Raw genomic sequence first — 16,721 nt, forward strand, 5'->3', positions numbered from 1 at the left:
CGCAGGGCTTATAGCGCAGATAAACTTAAGCCCCCATGTGCATGTTTTCCCTTTGGGCTTTATTGCACCACCTCAAACACATAACGCCCGGGTTGCACACTAAAACAACATTTCCCCTGCTCTTTTCCGGTAAAAACAACAAGTTTATTGTTTCGTAATATTTTTCCATCCAAACGTATTTTATCCGCTGAAGCAGCATTGATACAGAGTTTGGCCATTGTGTTTGGCGGAACGGTTATAGTATAAGTGCAACTGTTTTCTTTCATCGTCCAACCACTTTCAATCCTGCCATAATAACTATCGTAATGTCCTTTCGCGTAAGTGAGTTTCCCGGTTGGGTCGGGTTCGGGCGCCAGTGTAAACTGTTTAAACCCGGGAACAGTGTCATCCCTTTGAATGCCGAGCGCATACTCACAAAGCCAGGCGCCAACTGCCCCGAATGAATAGTGGTTGAAGGAGTTCATCGTATTGTTTCCGCCGAATCCATGAGTATGCGTATAGGCATTCAGTCTTTCCCAGATGGTAGTCGCGCCCTGCGCAACCGGGTACAACCACGATGGGTATTGTTCCTGAAGGAGTAACCGGTAAGCGAGGTCGTTTTTCTTACTTTCTGAAAGTGCGTGGTTCAGCCATGCGGTCCCGATAAATCCCGTCATCAGCGAATAGGGCGGACATATTGTTCCGTCACCTGCTTTATTCTCCCTGGCAACCGACCGGGCAAAACTGCTGATGGCGAGAGGCCGGTTCGATTCATTGAAGATGTTGAAAGACAGCGGCAGCGCATAGGATGCCTGCGTATCCACGGGTTTACCACGAAAATGCGTGGTGCCGGTAGTGGAATCGATATAGGTTTTGTTGAAAAAATCTTTGCGTTCCATATGCCGCCTGTTGAAGAACGTTGCGTCTTCTTTCTTTCCTAAGATGGCCGCGATTTTTTCCACTACCTCAAGGTCATAAATAAAATAAGCTTCCCAAAGCAATGATTTTTCCGTGCGGTCGTATTCGGGACTGAGCCAGTCGCCAAGGCTGCCCCAGTTGTTTCTTTCCTTTTCACACAACACTTTTGTAACCGGGTCAATCTGAGATTCCAGGTAAACGATGTATGCTTTCATGGCGGCATAATGATCGCGCAGCAAATCCATATCTCCGTACTGCCGGTAGCTTTCCCAGGCTACGGTTATCCCCGCGCTGCCCCAGAGCACGCCGCCAAAACCGCCTCCAAGTGGGGCCACATCCGGGAACCGTCCCTGTTCGTTTTGCACTTCACGCATGGCCCGCATGTGGTTCCGTAAGAATGCCGGGATATCAGCGAGGTAAGTGGCGGTACGTGAAAACACTGAAATATCACCGCTCCAGCCCAGCCTTTCGTTCCGCTGCGGACAATCGGTGGGAATGGAAATAAAATTGCCCAAGGCCGACCATTCAATATTTTTCCATAACCTGTTGACCAGGGTATCTGAAGTTTCAAAACCGGAAGCGATGGTATGGATAGAACTTAACACATCGCCCTGGACCGCGTTCAATGGTAAAGCGCGGGGTATACCGGTAATTTCAATGTACCGGAAGCCATGGTAAGTAAACCGTGGATTAATTGTTTCAACACCGCCTTTGGAAATATAAATATCCTGCGCCATGGCGGCACGGATATTTTCGAGCATGATCATGCCCGTATTGTTTTTGTACTCCGGGAGCGAAGGATATTTTACTTCCGCGAAACGTAGTGTCACCTTCGTTCCTGGCGACATACCGCTGAGGGTGATCCGCGGCACACCGGCTATATTCTGGCTGAGGTCATAAACATACACACCGGGACGCACTTCTTCCATAGCTACGGCGCTCAGTGTGCGCACTTTTTTGACAGCCAGTCCCGGTGCGGATTCAAGGCGAAACGCAATGTAATCATTGACCATGGGCATGTTGTGCGCCAGGTTAATGGCATCGTTGCTGGTGTTGCCCGCAAGGGGTACTTCCACCGCCATTTTCCAACGGCTGTCATCATAACCAGGGTTTGACCAATTTTCTATAAGCGCTTCCTTTCGCGCATCATATACTTCGCCCTGGAAAAGGCTGCCATACACCATGGGGCCATCGCTGAAACCGCGCCAGCTTCCCGGATCAGTTTTCACCACTTCTTCCGTACCATCCGCGTAAGTGATGATCAGTTGCGCGAGCAGAGATTGCCTGTCGCCGAAAAAGTTCCAGAATGCGCCCATATAAGTAGTGGCGCCGCTCCACCAGCCTTCACTCAATACTGCGCCCAGCGCGTTCTTCCCGGCTTGTAAATTTTCCGTAACGTCAAATACCTGGTAATGCTGAATTTTATTGTACTGCGTTAATCCGGGATTCAGGTATGCTTCGTCCACCCGTTTGCCGTTCAGGTGTACATCGTAGATACCGCGTGCGCTGATGTAAAGTCTGGCTTTCTTTACCGGAGTTGATTTCACGCCGAAAGTAGTGCGCAGCATCGGCGCTGAATGGCGGCTGGGGTCAGAACTGAGGAAGAAGTCAGCCACCCCAGCATGCACTTTATATGCATTGTCCTTTACACTGAATACTTTGTCTTCAGACTGAAATAGCCTTTCCTGCTCTTTCGAAGGATCATCAGCAAAAAATTTGTTGGAAGGTCCGCGGTAATGCCTAACCGCAATATCTGAAAAGTAAGCAGACTGACCTGCCGGAACATACAACCCGACATCCGCCAATACCGGGAAAGCGATAAAATCACCGCCACCACCCAGCGGGTTCAGGTTAACCCTGCCCAAACGATTAGCGGATGCCGTTCCATTCAGAAACAATTCCGTATCACCCAATACAGACGATACATGAAAATGGTGCACCTGATATAAGTTCTGCCTGTTCAATAATTTTTCGGGAACCTGAAACGAGAACAACGGCTTTTCTTTTTGATCCTTTTTGCTATAACCCACTCTGTAAATCTTCACAAGCGCAAGAGCATCTTTGAGCAAAGGAGCGATATCCAGTTCCACCATTACATATGAACTGTCTTTGGGATTGCTGAGGCCCTGATGATTTTTATTTTTATCCATGAGCCGGGCATCGTTGGCGCCATACAGAAATCCGGCTTTGGTGCTGTTGGTATTTTTATCCAGCTGAATTGAAAACTCCAGCCTGAATACTGGGAGGTATTGCGCGTGCAGTACTTGTTGCTCATCGCTTAGGCCGATCCATTTTGCGTTGTTCCAGGCGGAATAAACCTTTTCCTGCTCCATCAACCCGGTTTCGAACCAGGATTCCGCGCTATGCGGGTGCTGCTTTTGGTCCCATACCGTTAACTTCCAGCGGTAACGGGTGCGGGGGCTTAACGCGGCGCCATCGTACCTTATACCAAGCGAATGACCGCTTTTCATTTTTCCCGTGTTCCATACTTCTATGCCCTCTTCATCTAATACTACAAGCCGGTAAGCGGTTTGCCGTGCCCCTCTTTCATTCGTTGACATCCGCCAGCTGAACCGGGGGGCTGCAACATCTACCCCCAACGGTGTTGCTGTATATTCTGTTTTGAGGTCTTCTATTTTGATGGAATAGCGGGATGAATCGTAGCGCTGTTCACTATTAAGAAGACGGTTGTCCGTTGCTTTGGATTCAATGCTTGCTAAGGAAACTGTTATTGTAAGTAAAAAAGTAAGGGCTTTCGGGGAATAGGAAAAATATCTCATGTAAAGGAAGCTATATTATAACTGTAAAGTATACACCTTTACAAAATAAGCGATATTCTTCCGCTAAAACAACCGGCAAAGTACACTAAATAAAAAAGCGCCACAAACTGATATGTTTATGACGCATGGTTTTAAACTTTGATTTTAAAGGATGTGAAGCGAAATAACCCTCACACTTAAATAGGCCTATCCTATTTCTTTTCTTCCTCATCTTCCTTCTCCTCTCCCGTATCCTCCATTTCCTCTCTTACCTCATTGGCAAGGGATGAAAGTGGCCCTTTCATCTTCTCCTGAGGATCCGTGGTGTGCAATGTTTCGGGATCTGGCTTGAAGGCGGATTCGTCTTGTTCTTTGTTTTTCTTGTCTGTCATATGCGTAGTTTAGCATATAAGCAACAAAACCGTGCCAGCCCATGCTATACATCCATTGCGGAAACATTTACCCGTAGATGTATTCAGGCGCCCTGTCCAAGATTTTTCGTGAGTCCGCCATCCATGTAAAAAGTGGAACCGGTGGAATAATCACTGTCGCTGCTGGCTAGGAACAGCGCTAATTTGGCGATTTCTTCCGGCTTACCGGCACGCTTCATTGGAATATGCTGCTCTTTTTCCTTTCGAACGGAAGCATCGTCCATGGCTTCCTGGTTCATGGGGGTGAGTATCATGCCTGGCGCGATGTTGTTTACCTGGATGCCTTTATCCGCCACTTCCAGCGCAAGGCAGCGGGAGAAGTTCCGGATACCGGCTTTTGAGGCGTTGTAATCGGAATTTCCGGGGGAAGCGATGGATTCGTGCACCGAAGATATGTTGATGATCTTTCCCGGTTTACCGGCAGCCAGGCGTTGACGTACGAATGCGCGCGAACAAAAGAAAGTACCGTATAGATTTGTTCTGATGGTTTTATCAAACACTTCGGTATCCATCTCCGCCACGGGGATGCCGGAACCATTCACCCCTGCATTGTTCACGAGTATATCTAGTCCGCCGAATTTTTCCTGAATAAGATCGAATGCCTGCTGTACCGATGTTTCATCGCTCACGTCCAACTTTAATACCAGGGTTTCAGCACCGGCCGCAGTGGCTTCTTCTGCCGCGGCTTCCGCGCCTTCGTTGTCGGAATGGTAGGTGAAGATAACTTTCGCGCCGTTGCGGGCGAATTCAAGTGCGATGGCGCGGCCGATGCCGGAATCGGAGCCGGTAATAAGGGCGGTTTTGTGTTGAAGTACCTGCATAATTTTGGATACGGCGGTGAAAAAACCGTACCAACACACGGTATTGTTCTACGACTATTTCTGCCTTAACTCATCAGAAACATCAAAACCACGCTCGTGGTAGTCGTGGCAAACCTCTTTAACAGGTGTGGCCGTCTCCTCAACTTGCAGCATTTCGGCAAGTATCATCAGTGGTTCATCGGGTGAAAGTAGCATAAACAAGTCCATTTAACCGCAAAGTTGTTACTTCCGGCATTGGTATACAATAGCAACGGTAAGAGTTTACAATCAGTTAATGTGCGCTAAATATATTATTTTCAACTTTCGCAGACCTATATCCGGTATAGTTGTTGTAACCATCGATTACCGGAATGGCAAAGCGGAAAGCAGCCAATAAATAGTAGCATAAAAAATGTTTGATCAGTATGGACAAAAGACCGGACGCAGGTTTCTTTGGAGCCCCTGAAATTGACTTATCTAATTTAGACGCGTTGAGTAAACAAGCGCCCGAAATCATTGTCTGGGCAGCCCCGGTGATGTTTTTATTCGTCTTAATCGAATGGTATTTCTCCTATATCCGGAAGAAAGGGCTTTACCATAAAAAAGAAAGCCTCGGTTCCATATTGGTGGGCATCGGCAACGTGCTGATTTCGCTGATGCTGAAGGTGGGGCTGTTGTGGCTGGTGGTGTGGGCGTACAACCTGGTGCCCTGGAGAATGCAATTCAGTTGGTGGAGTTTTCTCCCCTGCTATGTCTTCTACGATTTCTGCAGCTACTGGGCGCACCGCATTTCCCACGAACAGCGGTTCTGGTGGGCCACACATATCGTGCACCACAGTGGAGAGCACTATAACCTTACCGTATCGTTCAGGCTGAGCTGGGTACAGCACCTGAAGCTGATTTTCTTCATCCCCGTTGCCATGGCAGGTTTTCACCCCATCATTTTTTTCGTGGTGAACCAGGTGGCTACCCTGTTCCAGTTCTGGGTGCATACCGAGTACATCGGGCGCCTGCATCCCGTTATTGAATACATATTCGCCACACCATCCAACCACCGCGTGCACCATGGATCGCAAGATAAATATATCAATAAGAATTATGCGCCCACGTTCATTATCTGGGACAGGCTCTTCGGCACTTACCAGCGGGAGGAAGAAAAGGTGGAATATGGCGTAACACACAATATCGTAAACAAGGCCAATCCCATCCATATTAATTTCCATGAATTCGCCGATATCTGGAAAGATGTGAAAAAAGCGGGCTCCTGGAAAATGAGGTTCTTCTACCTGTTTGGCAATCCCATCGCTGTTGCGGCCGCTAAAAAAGAAGAGAAAGTTGTTTAATAAAGTATTCAGAACGTGATCTGATATTTAAACGCAAATAGGCCAGCGGCTTTTTCATAATGCGCCGTATTGGTAACTTCGGGGCAATCTTTCTAAAAATGAATAAAATTCTTCTGCTCATAGTTGCATTGGTTAGTATAAGTGCTAACGTTACGGCACAAACCACCGGCAACGGCCTCCAGATTACGCGCCTTACGGATAGCTTCCATATTTATACCACCTACAACCTCTATAAGGGTGAAAAAGTACCGGCCAATGGCATGTACCTCGTTACCTCCGCAGGCGTGGTGCTGTTCGATACACCCTGGGATACTACGCAGTTTCAGCCGCTGCTGGACAGTATCCTGAGTAAACACGGCAAAAACGTAACGCATTGTATTGCGACCCATTTCCACGATGACCGTTCCGGGGGACTGGAATTCTATCAAAAAAAGGGCATTAAAACCTATACCACCGTACAAACAGATAAACTCAGTAGAAAATACGGCCACAAAAGAGCGGAATTCCTGTTGAAAAAAGATACCGTTTTCAACATCGGAAGCTATGCTTTCGAAACCTATTATCCCGGTGAGGGACATACGCCGGACAATATTGTCATCTGGTTCGGAAAACAAAAGATATTGTACGGTGCCTGCCTGATAAAAAGTGTGGAAGATGAAGACCTGGGCTACCTCGGCGATGCCAATAGAAAAGAATATGCCACCACGATAAAGAACGTTCAGAAAAAATGCCGCCAACCCAGGTACGTGATTGTGGGACATGGCGATTGGACCAATGTAAAAGCGCTGGAACATACCCTGAAGATGGCAGAGGCATTAAAGCAGTGAACAAAAAGTCCCCTTTCCGGTTAAATATCCAGCAAGCATTTCAACCGCTTAACCGGGATACTTTATGCACCTTGAACTTACCATCGAAGAAAAAGACAGGATCATAGAAATGGCCTGGGAAGACAGAACGCCATTTGAAGCCATTCACCACCAGTTCGGACTACCGGAAAAGGAAGTAGTGGCGCTTATGCGGAAAGAATTGAAACGCAGTTCCTTTGAACGGTGGAGAAAACGCGTGCACCAGGGTATAAGCATCAAACACCTCCACAAAAGGCCAGGATCAGTTACCCGCTTTAAATCGGCGATGCAAAGAACAATCACCGGAAATAAGATTTCAAAAAGATAAAGTATCTAAGGCATTCCGCTTCATTCATACCATCCTCACCTACAATGATCATTTCCTCCAACGAACTTATCGCGCTTGAAAGAAGGTTCAGGGCCAATTTCATCAACTCCCTGGGCGGCTTTAAAAGTGTCGCGCTTATTGGTTCCCGAAGCGCCAGGGGCAATAATAACCTGGCCGTTTTCAGCAGTCTGTTTCACCTCGGCGCCGATCCGGCGTTGTGCGGCATTATTGTGCGGCCCAACCCGGAAGCGGAAAATACACTTGGGAACATTATGCATTCCAGGCATTATACCATTAATCACATCACTGAAGATTTCGTGCAACAAGCGCACCAAACCAGTGCGAAATATGAACACGGGCAAAGCGAATTTGACGCGGTGGGCCTGACGCCAGAATTTGAACCAGGCGTTAACGCGCCCTTCGTAAAGGAAAGCCGGATCCGTTTCGCCTGCGAACTGGTGCAGCGCATGGATATAACATTGAACGGTACGTTCCTGCTCATCGGTAAAATCATCCACATCTTGGTTCCCGATGAAGTGGTGGGAGAAGACGGATTCATTGACTTGGAAAAAGCGGGCACCATCACCACCAGCGGGCTGGACAGCTACCACACCACCAACAGGATCGCCCGGCTGGCATATGCAAAGCCTTAAACAAAAAACGATTGTCGTAGCAATGGACCACTTCCCCACCAACTATACCGACATATTGAAAATCCTCGACGCCATTGATCCGGTGGCCTACGGGAAAACAAGGAATTATCTTTCCGGAAAAGTAACGCGGTTATCGCCCTATATTTCCCGTGGGGTCATTTCCACGAAGCTGGTGGCCGAAAAACTACTCGCCCGCGGATGTAGCTTTCCTGAAATTGAAATACTGCTGAAAGAACTTGCCTGGCGCGATTACTTCCAGCAGGTATGGATAGCACTTGGTGACAACATTGATACCGATATCAGACAACCTCAACCCGCTGTGCGGAACCATGGAATGCCGCTTATGATTACAATGGCCAACACCGGGATCGCAGCCCTTGACGAGGGCATAAAGGCATTGTATGAAACAGGCTATATGCACAACCACCTGCGCATGTACGTGTCATCCCTTGCCTGCAATATCGCGGGCAGCCATTGGCAAACGCCCGCCCGCTGGATGTATTACCACCTGCTGGATGCCGACCACGCCAGCAATACACTGAGCTGGCAATGGGTGGCCGGAAGTTTCAGTGCTAAAAAATATTTCGCCAACCAGGAAAACATTAATAAATACTGCGGTACCATGCAAAACGGTACACTACTGGATGTTTCTTATGAGGAATTGAATCACCTGTCCATAGATATACCTGCTGCGGAAGATTTTCAGCTTCCGCCCACCGTACTGCCCGAAACGCCGGGCGTACTACTCAACCATGAACTTCCCACCTATATCTATAACTTTTACAACCTCGATCCCGCCTGGGGAACAGCGGAACCCGCCAACCGGATATTATTGCTGGAACCGTCTTTTTTCGAGCGCTACCCGGTAAGCGCGAAAACCATGGAATTTATATTGGAACTGGCGAAAAATATTGAAGGCATCAAGGTATTCAGCGGGGAATTTAACGCCTTAGGCAAGATGGGCAATGTAAGGGGATTTCAGTACAAAGAACACCCCACCACCCGGCATTACAACGGCACGGTGCATCCCCGAGACTGGCTATTCCCCAAAACCACCGGTTATTTCCCCTCCTTTTTCAGCTTCTGGAACAAGTGCGATAAAAAAGAATACGGGTATAGCAAACGGGCCGGGGCTTAAAATCATGGCCGCACAGCCTAACATTTCCGGCACTGAACGGTTATACACTAAGTAAACAGGTCGTATGCACATTCTTGTTACCGGCTCCAATGGCTACATCGGGCAAAGACTCATCCCCGTATTGCTGGAACAGCAGTACCGCCTTACCTGTTGCGTGCGCAGCAGGCAAAGGTTCGAAGCCGGTTATAACGGCGGCGAAATTCAGGTGCTGGAAGTGGATTTTTCCGGTGATATTTCCCCCCTGAAATTCCCTGCCGATATTGATGTGGCTTTCTACCTAGTGCATTCCATGCGGGAAGGCGCTGATTTTGAGGCGGCCGAACAACGCGCGGCCAAGGCTTTCTTGGAACTTGTGGAAGGCACGCAATGCAAACAGGTGATTTACCTGAGCGGCATCGTAAACGCGGATCAGTTGTCGAAGCACCTTTCTTCCCGTTTCGCGGTAGAAAACATCCTGCGTTCGGGCCGGATCCCGGTAACCGTATTGCGTGCCGGTATTATTGTAGGTTCCGGCAGCTCCTCCTTCGAAATCATCCGCGACCTGGTGGAGAAGTTACCGGTGATGATTACCCCAAAATGGCTCCGCACGAAATGCCAGCCCCTGGCCATCCGGAACGCGATCGCCTTCCTCACCGGCGTAATCATGGACAGCGAATCATTCAACAAAGATTACGATATCGGTGGCCCGGAAATACTCACGTACAAGCAAATGCTGGAGCAATTCGCCGAAGTGCGCGGACTGAAGCGCCATATTTTCACGTTGCCGGTAATGACACCGCGCCTCTCCAGCTACTGGCTCTATTTCGTCACCTCCACCTCCTACCCGCTTGCCGTGAACCTCGTGAACAGCATGAAGGTAGATGTAACCTGCCGCCCCAATAACCTGGCGGAGCGCCTGGGTATTGCGTTGCTTTCTTACAAACAGGCAGTGGAAATGGCGTTTCAGAAGATTGAACAAAACGAGGTGATCAGCAGTTGGAAGGATGCGTTCAGCGCCTTTAATACAAGCCCCGTCATCATCAACAACATTGAGGTGCCGGTTTTCGGGTGTTTTAAAGATACCCGCCACCGCGAGATCAGCGGCGACCCCGACCAAGTGCTGGGTAAGATATGGCGCATCGGCGGCGAACAGGGCTGGTATTACGGCAACAGCCTCTGGAAGCTGCGTGGTTTCATCGACAAAGCTTTTGGTGGCGTAGGACTGCGCCGGGGACGCACCAGCGCATTACAGATTGAGCGGGGCGATGCGCTCGATTTCTGGCGCGTTATCATTGCCGATAAAATCAATCGCAGGCTGCTGCTGTATGCAGAAATGAAACTCCCGGGAGAAGCCTGGCTGGAGTTTCAGATCATGGAAAAAGAAAAAAGATACTACCTGTTCCAAACCGCCACGTTCAGGCCGAAGGGTTTGCTCGGCAGGTTATACTGGTACAGTGTACTCCCTTTTCACTACTTCATTTTTAATGGGATGATCCGCGAACTGGTAAAACAGGAACCGGAGGAAGCCTGATTTTCGGCAGCTATAAATTTTTATATTCGTAGCGCTTGAACAGTGCGAATCAATATAAGCCAACTATGCATGAAGCCGAACGCGTCCGGGCCTTACGCGGATACAAAATACTGGATACGCTTCCGGAAGCGTCTTTCGACCGCATCACCCGGCTGGCGGCACTGGTCTGTGGTACGCCCATTTCCTTGGTATCATTGATAGATGAAAAACGGCAATGGATTAAATCGGGTACCGGACTTGATGTGAAAGAAACGTCGCGGGAAGTGGCTTTTTGCCAGTACGCCATCCTCGACCACCATATCATGGAGGTGCCGGACGCGCGTACGGATGACCGCTTCAGCAGCAATGAGATGGTGTTGAATGAACCTGGCATCAGGTTCTACGCGGGTCAGCCCCTTATTGATCCGAACGGTTATGCGCTGGGCACCTTATGTGTATTGGGGCCTGAACCCGGTCACCTGCGGCCCGATCAGAAAGAAGCGTTGAAACTCCTGGCGGAAGAAGTAATGGACCTGATTGTGGAACGTCGGCAGAAAGAAGAATTCAGGCACTTCGAAATGTTGTTCCGCCTTTCCAACGACCTGTTGTGCATTGCCGGAACCGATGGTTTCTTTAAAAGAGTGAACCCCGCGTTTACGGTGATATTGGGCTGGGATGAAAGGACTTTGCTGAACACCTCTTTTTTTGAACTCGTACACCCGAACGACCTGAACGCTACACAGGCGGAGCTCGTTAAACTGGCGGCCGGAGAACCCACGGTGAATTTTCAGCACCGGTTCCGGCGTGAAGACGGGGAATACCGCTGGCTGCAGTGGGTGGCCACTCCCGAGCCGGAAACCGGCTACCTGTTCGCCATTGCGAGAGACATTACCCAGGAAAAAGAAAGGGCAGCGAAACTGGCTGAAAGCGAAGGAAAATTGCGCGCATTTTTCGAAAACTCCCAGGGGTTGATGTGTACACACGACCTGGAAGGCCGTTTTCTTTCCGTCAATACAGCTGGCGCCCGCATCCTGGGTTATACGCCTGAAGAAATCCTGCCATATACCCTATTCGATATTATCCCGGCGGAAAGGCACCCTAACGTTCACGCCTACCTGGAGGAAATAAAACGATCAGGATACGCCAGTGGCCAGATGATCACCCTGCACAAAAACGGCACTCCCAAAATATGGCTGTTCAATAATATACTGGAATGGGGCCACGGTGCAGCGCCATATGTTATAGGCAATGCGGTGGACATCACTGAGCGGGCCGCTTTGGAAGAAAGCCTGCGCGTAACCCGGCTGATGCTGGAACAAACCAGTGAAGTGGCCCGTGTGGGTGGATGGGAAATTGACCTGGTACAACAGAAACCGATCTGGTCTAAGGTCACAAAAGAAATCCACGCCGTTCCGGATGACTATGAACCCGATCTTAGCACCGCCATCAATTTTTATAAAGAAGGGGAAAGCAGGACGCGCATTTCCGCCGCGGTGGTGAAGGCCATGCGGGACGGAACACCCTGGGATATGGAGCTGCAACTGACCGACGCGAAAGGGAAAGACATCTGGGTAAGGGCGATGGGACGGGTGGAAATGGAACAGGGCGTTTGCAAAAGGCTGTACGGTACCTTCCAGGATATCGATTCCGCGAAACGTGCTGACCTGGAAATACGCCGTTCTCAAAAACAACTCAACGATTTGTTGAACGCCGCTTCAGAAGTAAGCATCATCGCCACCGATCCGAACGGACTGATCACCGTGTTCAACACCGGAGCCGAAAACATGCTCGGGTACACCAGTGAAGAAATGGTAGGCATCCACACTCCCGCTATCTTCCACGATCCTGCTGAAGTGCTGCAGCGCGGCCGCGAACTCACCGAAAAACTGGGGCAGCCGGTGGAAGGCCTGAGCGTTTTTGTTACTGTTGCCAAGGACCAGGGATCTGAAAACAGGGATTGGACCTATATCAGGAAAAATGGTGAAAGAAGAACCGTGTCTCTTGTGGCTACCGCTATCCGCGACCATGACGGTGAGATCACCGGTTACCTCGGCGTGGCCATCGACATCACGGATAAGAGGATCATTCAAAATGCGCTGATCAACGAAAAAAGCCGGCTCGCCTCCTTTGTGGAACATACCCCGGCGGCAGTGGCCATGGTGGATGAAAACATGACACTTATCGCGGTAAGTAAAAGGTGGAAGGAAGATTATCACCTGGCTGGAAAAGAAGTAGTGGGGATGTCTTACTATGAAGTTTTCCCGGACCTCTCACAAGACCGGAAAGACAGGCACCAAAGGATATTGGCAGGGGCGGTGGAAAGAAAAGAAGAAGATGTGTACCGGCTGAAAGCTGACACCGAGGACCAGTATGTAACCTGGGAAATGCGTCCCTGGTACACCCATGATGGCAAAGTGGGCGGTATGATGCTGTTCACCCAGAACATCACCGCCATGGTCAAACAGCGGGAAGAACTCAAGCTTGCCAAAGAGCAGGCGGAACAGGCGAACGTAGCCAAATCAGAATTCCTGGCCAACATGAGCCACGAAATCAGAACGCCGCTCAATGGGGTGATCGGCTTCACCGACCTGGTGTTAAAAACCCCGCTCAGTGAAACCCAGCGGCAATATGTTTCCATCATCAACCAATCGGGTAACGCGCTCCTCAGTACCATCAACGATATCCTCGATTTCTCCAAGATAGAAGCCGGCCGCCTTGAACTGGACATCGAAAAATGCGATCTCTACGAACTGTGCGGCCAGGCCAGCGACATCATCACCTACCAGGTGCAGTACAAAGGCCTTGAAATGCTCCTCAACATCGGAACCGATCTGCCAAGGTTCATTTACGCCGATGCCATCCGCCTGAAACAGGTACTGGTGAACCTGCTCAGCAACGCGGCCAAATTCACGGAAAAAGGAGAAATAGAACTGAAGATCATGGACATGGGTGGCAACAACAACGAACGTACCATCCGCTTCGCCGTCCGGGACACCGGGATAGGCATCAAACCCGACAGACAGCACAAAATATTCGACGCGTTCACCCAGGAAGACAGTTCCACCACCAAAAGATATGGCGGAACAGGACTCGGCCTCACCATCGCCAACAAGTTGCTTGCGCTGATGAACAGCAGACTGCAACTGGAAAGCAAACCCGGAAAGGGAAGCACGTTCTTCTTCGACATCCTTTTCAGGGCCGAACAGGGCGAATCCATTGAATGGACAGGCATCGAAAACATCAGGAATGTATTGGTGGTGGACGACAACGAACACAACCGCCTGATCGTTTCCCGGATGCTCGCGCTCAAACAAATGAAAGTAACCGAGGCCTCCAATGGATTTGAAGCGCTCCAACTGCTCGCCAAAGGACAACAGTTCGACGTAATACTCATGGATTACCACATGCCTTATATGGATGGCCTGGAAACAGTGCGTAAAATCAGAGAAAGTTTCTTCCCCACATTCGATGAACTCCCCATCACCTTGTTGCACAGCTCTTCAGACGATGAAAGTATCCACCAATGGTGCAAAGAGCTGGACATCAGAAAAAAGTTGATTAAGCCCATTAAACTACAAGACCTCTACGGTATGCTTTCCCGGTTACGGACAAACGAAAACACCCAGGCAGCGGCACCTGAAAAAGAAATGGCACACACCGGCGTAAGCGGCGCCATTCTGATTGCGGAAGACAATTCCGTGAACATGCTTCTGGCCAGAACAATTATACGCGGCATCGCGCCTTCAGCCACCATTCTGGAAGCTACTGATGGGGCGCAGGCCGTGGCCATCTGCAGGAACAAATTACCTGATCTTATACTTATGGATGTGCAGATGCCCGTGATGAACGGGTATGATGCCACCGCGCAGATCCGGAACCTGGAATATGGCAACCTCGTACCCATCATCGCACTAACGGCCGGTAACGTTAAAGGGGAAAAAGAAAAATGTCTGGCCGCAGGCATGAACGATTTCCTGGTAAAACCCATTATCGCCGATACCATCGCCAGTGTGGTCAACAAATGGTTGTACCACCAGGAGGGCCCGGAAATTGAAACCGCGGATACTCCTTCCGCTGAACAGCATTTTGACCCTCAAATGCTCCATTCTTACATCGGGGACGACCCGGTTGCGCTGGCGGAAACACTGGATGCGGCAAAACGTGAGTTGGAAAAATCTTTACGCGCCATTGAACATTTAGCAGCTTACCCCAACGTTGAAAGCGCGAAGGAAATCGGGCATAAACTTTACGGAACGGCGTCCTCCACCGGCATGAACCACCTCGCGCAACTGGCGGGTGATTTAGAGCGCATGGGAGCGCAAAAACCGGAAAACATAACAGATCTCTGCGCAGCAACCATTAAAGAAATCAAGCTTGTTTTAAAAATGATACAGCAACATTGAGGCTTTGTATCTGTCATTATCCCCCAAAAAACCGGAATAACGCATGGTTCTTCGGGAATAGCTAAAAAAATTTTACTTTTAAAACTCAGACAAAAAAGAATAAAGTCCTTAAACAAATGCACACAAAAGAAATGTCGGAATTAACCGCTCTGGAATTTGGTAAACAGTTCCTGTTTTTCCCGCGCTGTTGGATGAACACGAAAAACTACCTGGTTGTAAAAAAAGAATTCAAATCCAGTAATACCAACTAAAATGGCGGAAACTTGTCTAAACTGTGCCAGCCAGGTAACGGAAAATTTTTGTGGCAAATGCGGGCAGAAAAAATACAAAAGAATTGACAGGAAATACATCTGGGACGAACTGCAGTACACCATTTTCCATACCAACAAAGGATTACTTTATTCTGTAAAAAGTACGCTGAAAAACCCGGGTAAAACAGCCCGGGAATTTATAGAGGGCAACAGGGTAAATCACTACAAGCCCATCCTGATGGTTTTTGTATTGAGTGGTATCTCCGCTTTTGTTTCTTTCAAAGTCTTGAACTTCAAAGAAGTGTTGAGTACCTATTTCGCGCAACAACACATGAATTCCAAATTGATGGCGGATATGATGACGTTCATGTCGAGTTACAGTTCAATACTCATGCTGCTTTACATTCCAATGTTCGCCCTGATTACAAAAATCGCGTTCAGGAAGTGGGGGCATAATTACTATGAGCATGTGGTCATGAACGCTTACATCTTATCATTTTACACCCTGGCGAGTATTATTTTGGTTTACCCGATCATGTTCTTTTTCAAGGATGCTCCCGGTGTTTTCTTTAAGATGACCCAGCTCTCCATTTTGATGGTTCCGCCGATCCTGTTTTGGTTCTTCAGAGCGTTTTACAGGGAAAAGCCCTTAAAATCAATTATACTAAGGGTATTGGGTACATTGGGCTTAACGATCGCTTTCTATTTAGTGGTCGTTATATTGGCGGGAATTATTGGCGTTATCCTCTCTTTATCAAGAGGTCCTGAGGCGCTGGAATATATTAAACCGAAATAAGCAGTGCTTCTGAAACCATTGCTTTTTTACTCCAGGATTAAACAGGATAGCACACCTTAAGCACAGTATCTACGCTAATCGGACACAGGTGCTTTTATCTGTCAGCCATTCAAAGGCGCTGGAGCCCGTATTAAAATACAGCATCGTTTTCCTAAATAAAAGCACGGAGCAATGAAAAACAACAAAGCGATTTTAGAAAAGGCAAACGCATCTTTAAAAGAAGGCGACAACGAAGGTTTTTTAATGCACTGCACCGAAGACACAGCATGGATATTTGTCGGAGATATGACATTGAGGGGAAAGGAAGCGGTTAGGCAATATATGGCAGAAGCATATGCAACCCCTCCAAAATTCAATATGGAACTGATGATAGAAGAAGGTGATTATGTTACACAAATGGGAAGCATTAGTCTGAAAGACGAAAACGGTGAGATGATTGACTATTTAGCGTGCGATGTATTAAAATTTCGTGATGGAAAAATAGCTGAATTGAAAGCTTTTGTAATTAGAGATAACAAGCATATTTAACCCTAAAGACCGGCCAGGCAAGTCGGCAAACACGATATTCATTTTTCAAGCAAGCATAAA

Annotated in this window: 13 protein-coding genes; 9 read left to right on the forward strand and 4 right to left on the reverse strand. The window is 48.6% G+C overall.

Going from position 1 to position 16,721, the window contains the following annotated elements:
• Positions 1 to 59: 59 nt before the first annotated feature.
• From M4J38_RS08165 to M4J38_RS08180, 4 genes are all read right to left on the reverse strand, one after another.
• Positions 60 to 3,677: an alpha-L-rhamnosidase gene (locus M4J38_RS08165; protein WP_251759058.1), complete on the reverse strand. Its 3,618-nt coding sequence runs from the start codon at positions 3,675 to 3,677 to the stop codon at positions 60 to 62.
• A 191-nt stretch (positions 3,678 to 3,868) separates the two neighbouring features.
• Complete coding sequence (locus M4J38_RS08170) at positions 3,869 to 4,048, reverse strand: hypothetical protein (protein WP_251759059.1); 180 nt, start codon at positions 4,046 to 4,048, stop codon at positions 3,869 to 3,871.
• 83 nt (positions 4,049 to 4,131) lie between these two features.
• Positions 4,132 to 4,908 (reverse strand): SDR family NAD(P)-dependent oxidoreductase, encoded by a 777-nt coding sequence (locus M4J38_RS08175; RefSeq protein WP_251759060.1) that lies wholly within the window; start codon positions 4,906 to 4,908, stop codon positions 4,132 to 4,134.
• A 54-nt stretch (positions 4,909 to 4,962) separates the two neighbouring features.
• Positions 4,963 to 5,115 carry a hypothetical protein gene (locus M4J38_RS08180; protein WP_251759061.1) on the reverse strand — a complete coding sequence of 51 codons (153 nt, stop codon included), beginning with the start codon at positions 5,113 to 5,115 and terminating at the stop codon, positions 4,963 to 4,965.
• 197 nt (positions 5,116 to 5,312) lie between these two features.
• Between M4J38_RS08180 and M4J38_RS08185 the strand changes: the two genes are divergently transcribed.
• The 9 genes from M4J38_RS08185 to M4J38_RS08225 all read left to right on the forward strand — a co-directional run bounded on the left by M4J38_RS08185 (position 5,313) and on the right by M4J38_RS08225 (position 16,661).
• Positions 5,313 to 6,230 (forward strand): sterol desaturase family protein, encoded by a 918-nt coding sequence (locus M4J38_RS08185; protein WP_251759062.1) that lies wholly within the window; start codon positions 5,313 to 5,315, stop codon positions 6,228 to 6,230.
• A gap of 98 nt (positions 6,231 to 6,328) precedes the next feature.
• Complete coding sequence (gene bla, locus M4J38_RS08190) at positions 6,329 to 7,057, forward strand: BlaB/IND/MUS family subclass B1 metallo-beta-lactamase (protein ID WP_251759063.1); 729 nt, start codon at positions 6,329 to 6,331, stop codon at positions 7,055 to 7,057.
• A 64-nt stretch (positions 7,058 to 7,121) separates the two neighbouring features.
• The gene (locus M4J38_RS08195; protein WP_251759064.1) at positions 7,122 to 7,403 is read left to right on the forward strand and encodes a TIGR03643 family protein; all 282 of its coding nucleotides are present in this window, start codon (positions 7,122 to 7,124) and stop codon (positions 7,401 to 7,403) included.
• Between the two features lie 44 nt (positions 7,404 to 7,447).
• Positions 7,448 to 8,056, forward strand: a complete 609-nt coding sequence (locus M4J38_RS08200; RefSeq protein WP_251759065.1) for a flavin reductase family protein — start codon at positions 7,448 to 7,450, stop codon at positions 8,054 to 8,056.
• A gap of 22 nt (positions 8,057 to 8,078) precedes the next feature.
• Positions 8,079 to 9,194: an FAD-binding domain-containing protein gene (locus M4J38_RS08205; protein WP_251759066.1), complete on the forward strand. Its 1,116-nt coding sequence runs from the start codon at positions 8,079 to 8,081 to the stop codon at positions 9,192 to 9,194.
• A 64-nt stretch (positions 9,195 to 9,258) separates the two neighbouring features.
• On the forward strand, positions 9,259 to 10,704 hold the full coding sequence (locus M4J38_RS08210) for an SDR family oxidoreductase (protein ID WP_251759067.1): 1,446 nt from the start codon (positions 9,259 to 9,261) through the stop codon (positions 10,702 to 10,704).
• A 65-nt stretch (positions 10,705 to 10,769) separates the two neighbouring features.
• Positions 10,770 to 15,086: a PAS domain S-box protein gene (locus M4J38_RS08215; RefSeq protein ID WP_251759068.1), complete on the forward strand. Its 4,317-nt coding sequence runs from the start codon at positions 10,770 to 10,772 to the stop codon at positions 15,084 to 15,086.
• Between the two features lie 252 nt (positions 15,087 to 15,338).
• A complete protein-coding gene (locus M4J38_RS08220) occupies positions 15,339 to 16,133 on the forward strand; it encodes a DUF3667 domain-containing protein (RefSeq protein ID WP_251759069.1) in 795 nt (264 codons plus the stop codon).
• Positions 16,134 to 16,304: 171 nt separating this feature from the next.
• On the forward strand, positions 16,305 to 16,661 hold the full coding sequence (locus tag M4J38_RS08225; protein ID WP_251759070.1) for a nuclear transport factor 2 family protein: 357 nt from the start codon (positions 16,305 to 16,307) through the stop codon (positions 16,659 to 16,661).
• The last annotated feature ends 60 nt before the right edge of the window (positions 16,662 to 16,721 follow it).

This window comes from Parasegetibacter sp. NRK P23, from assembly GCF_023721715.1.
GTDB lineage: Bacteria > Bacteroidota > Bacteroidia > Chitinophagales > Chitinophagaceae > Parasegetibacter.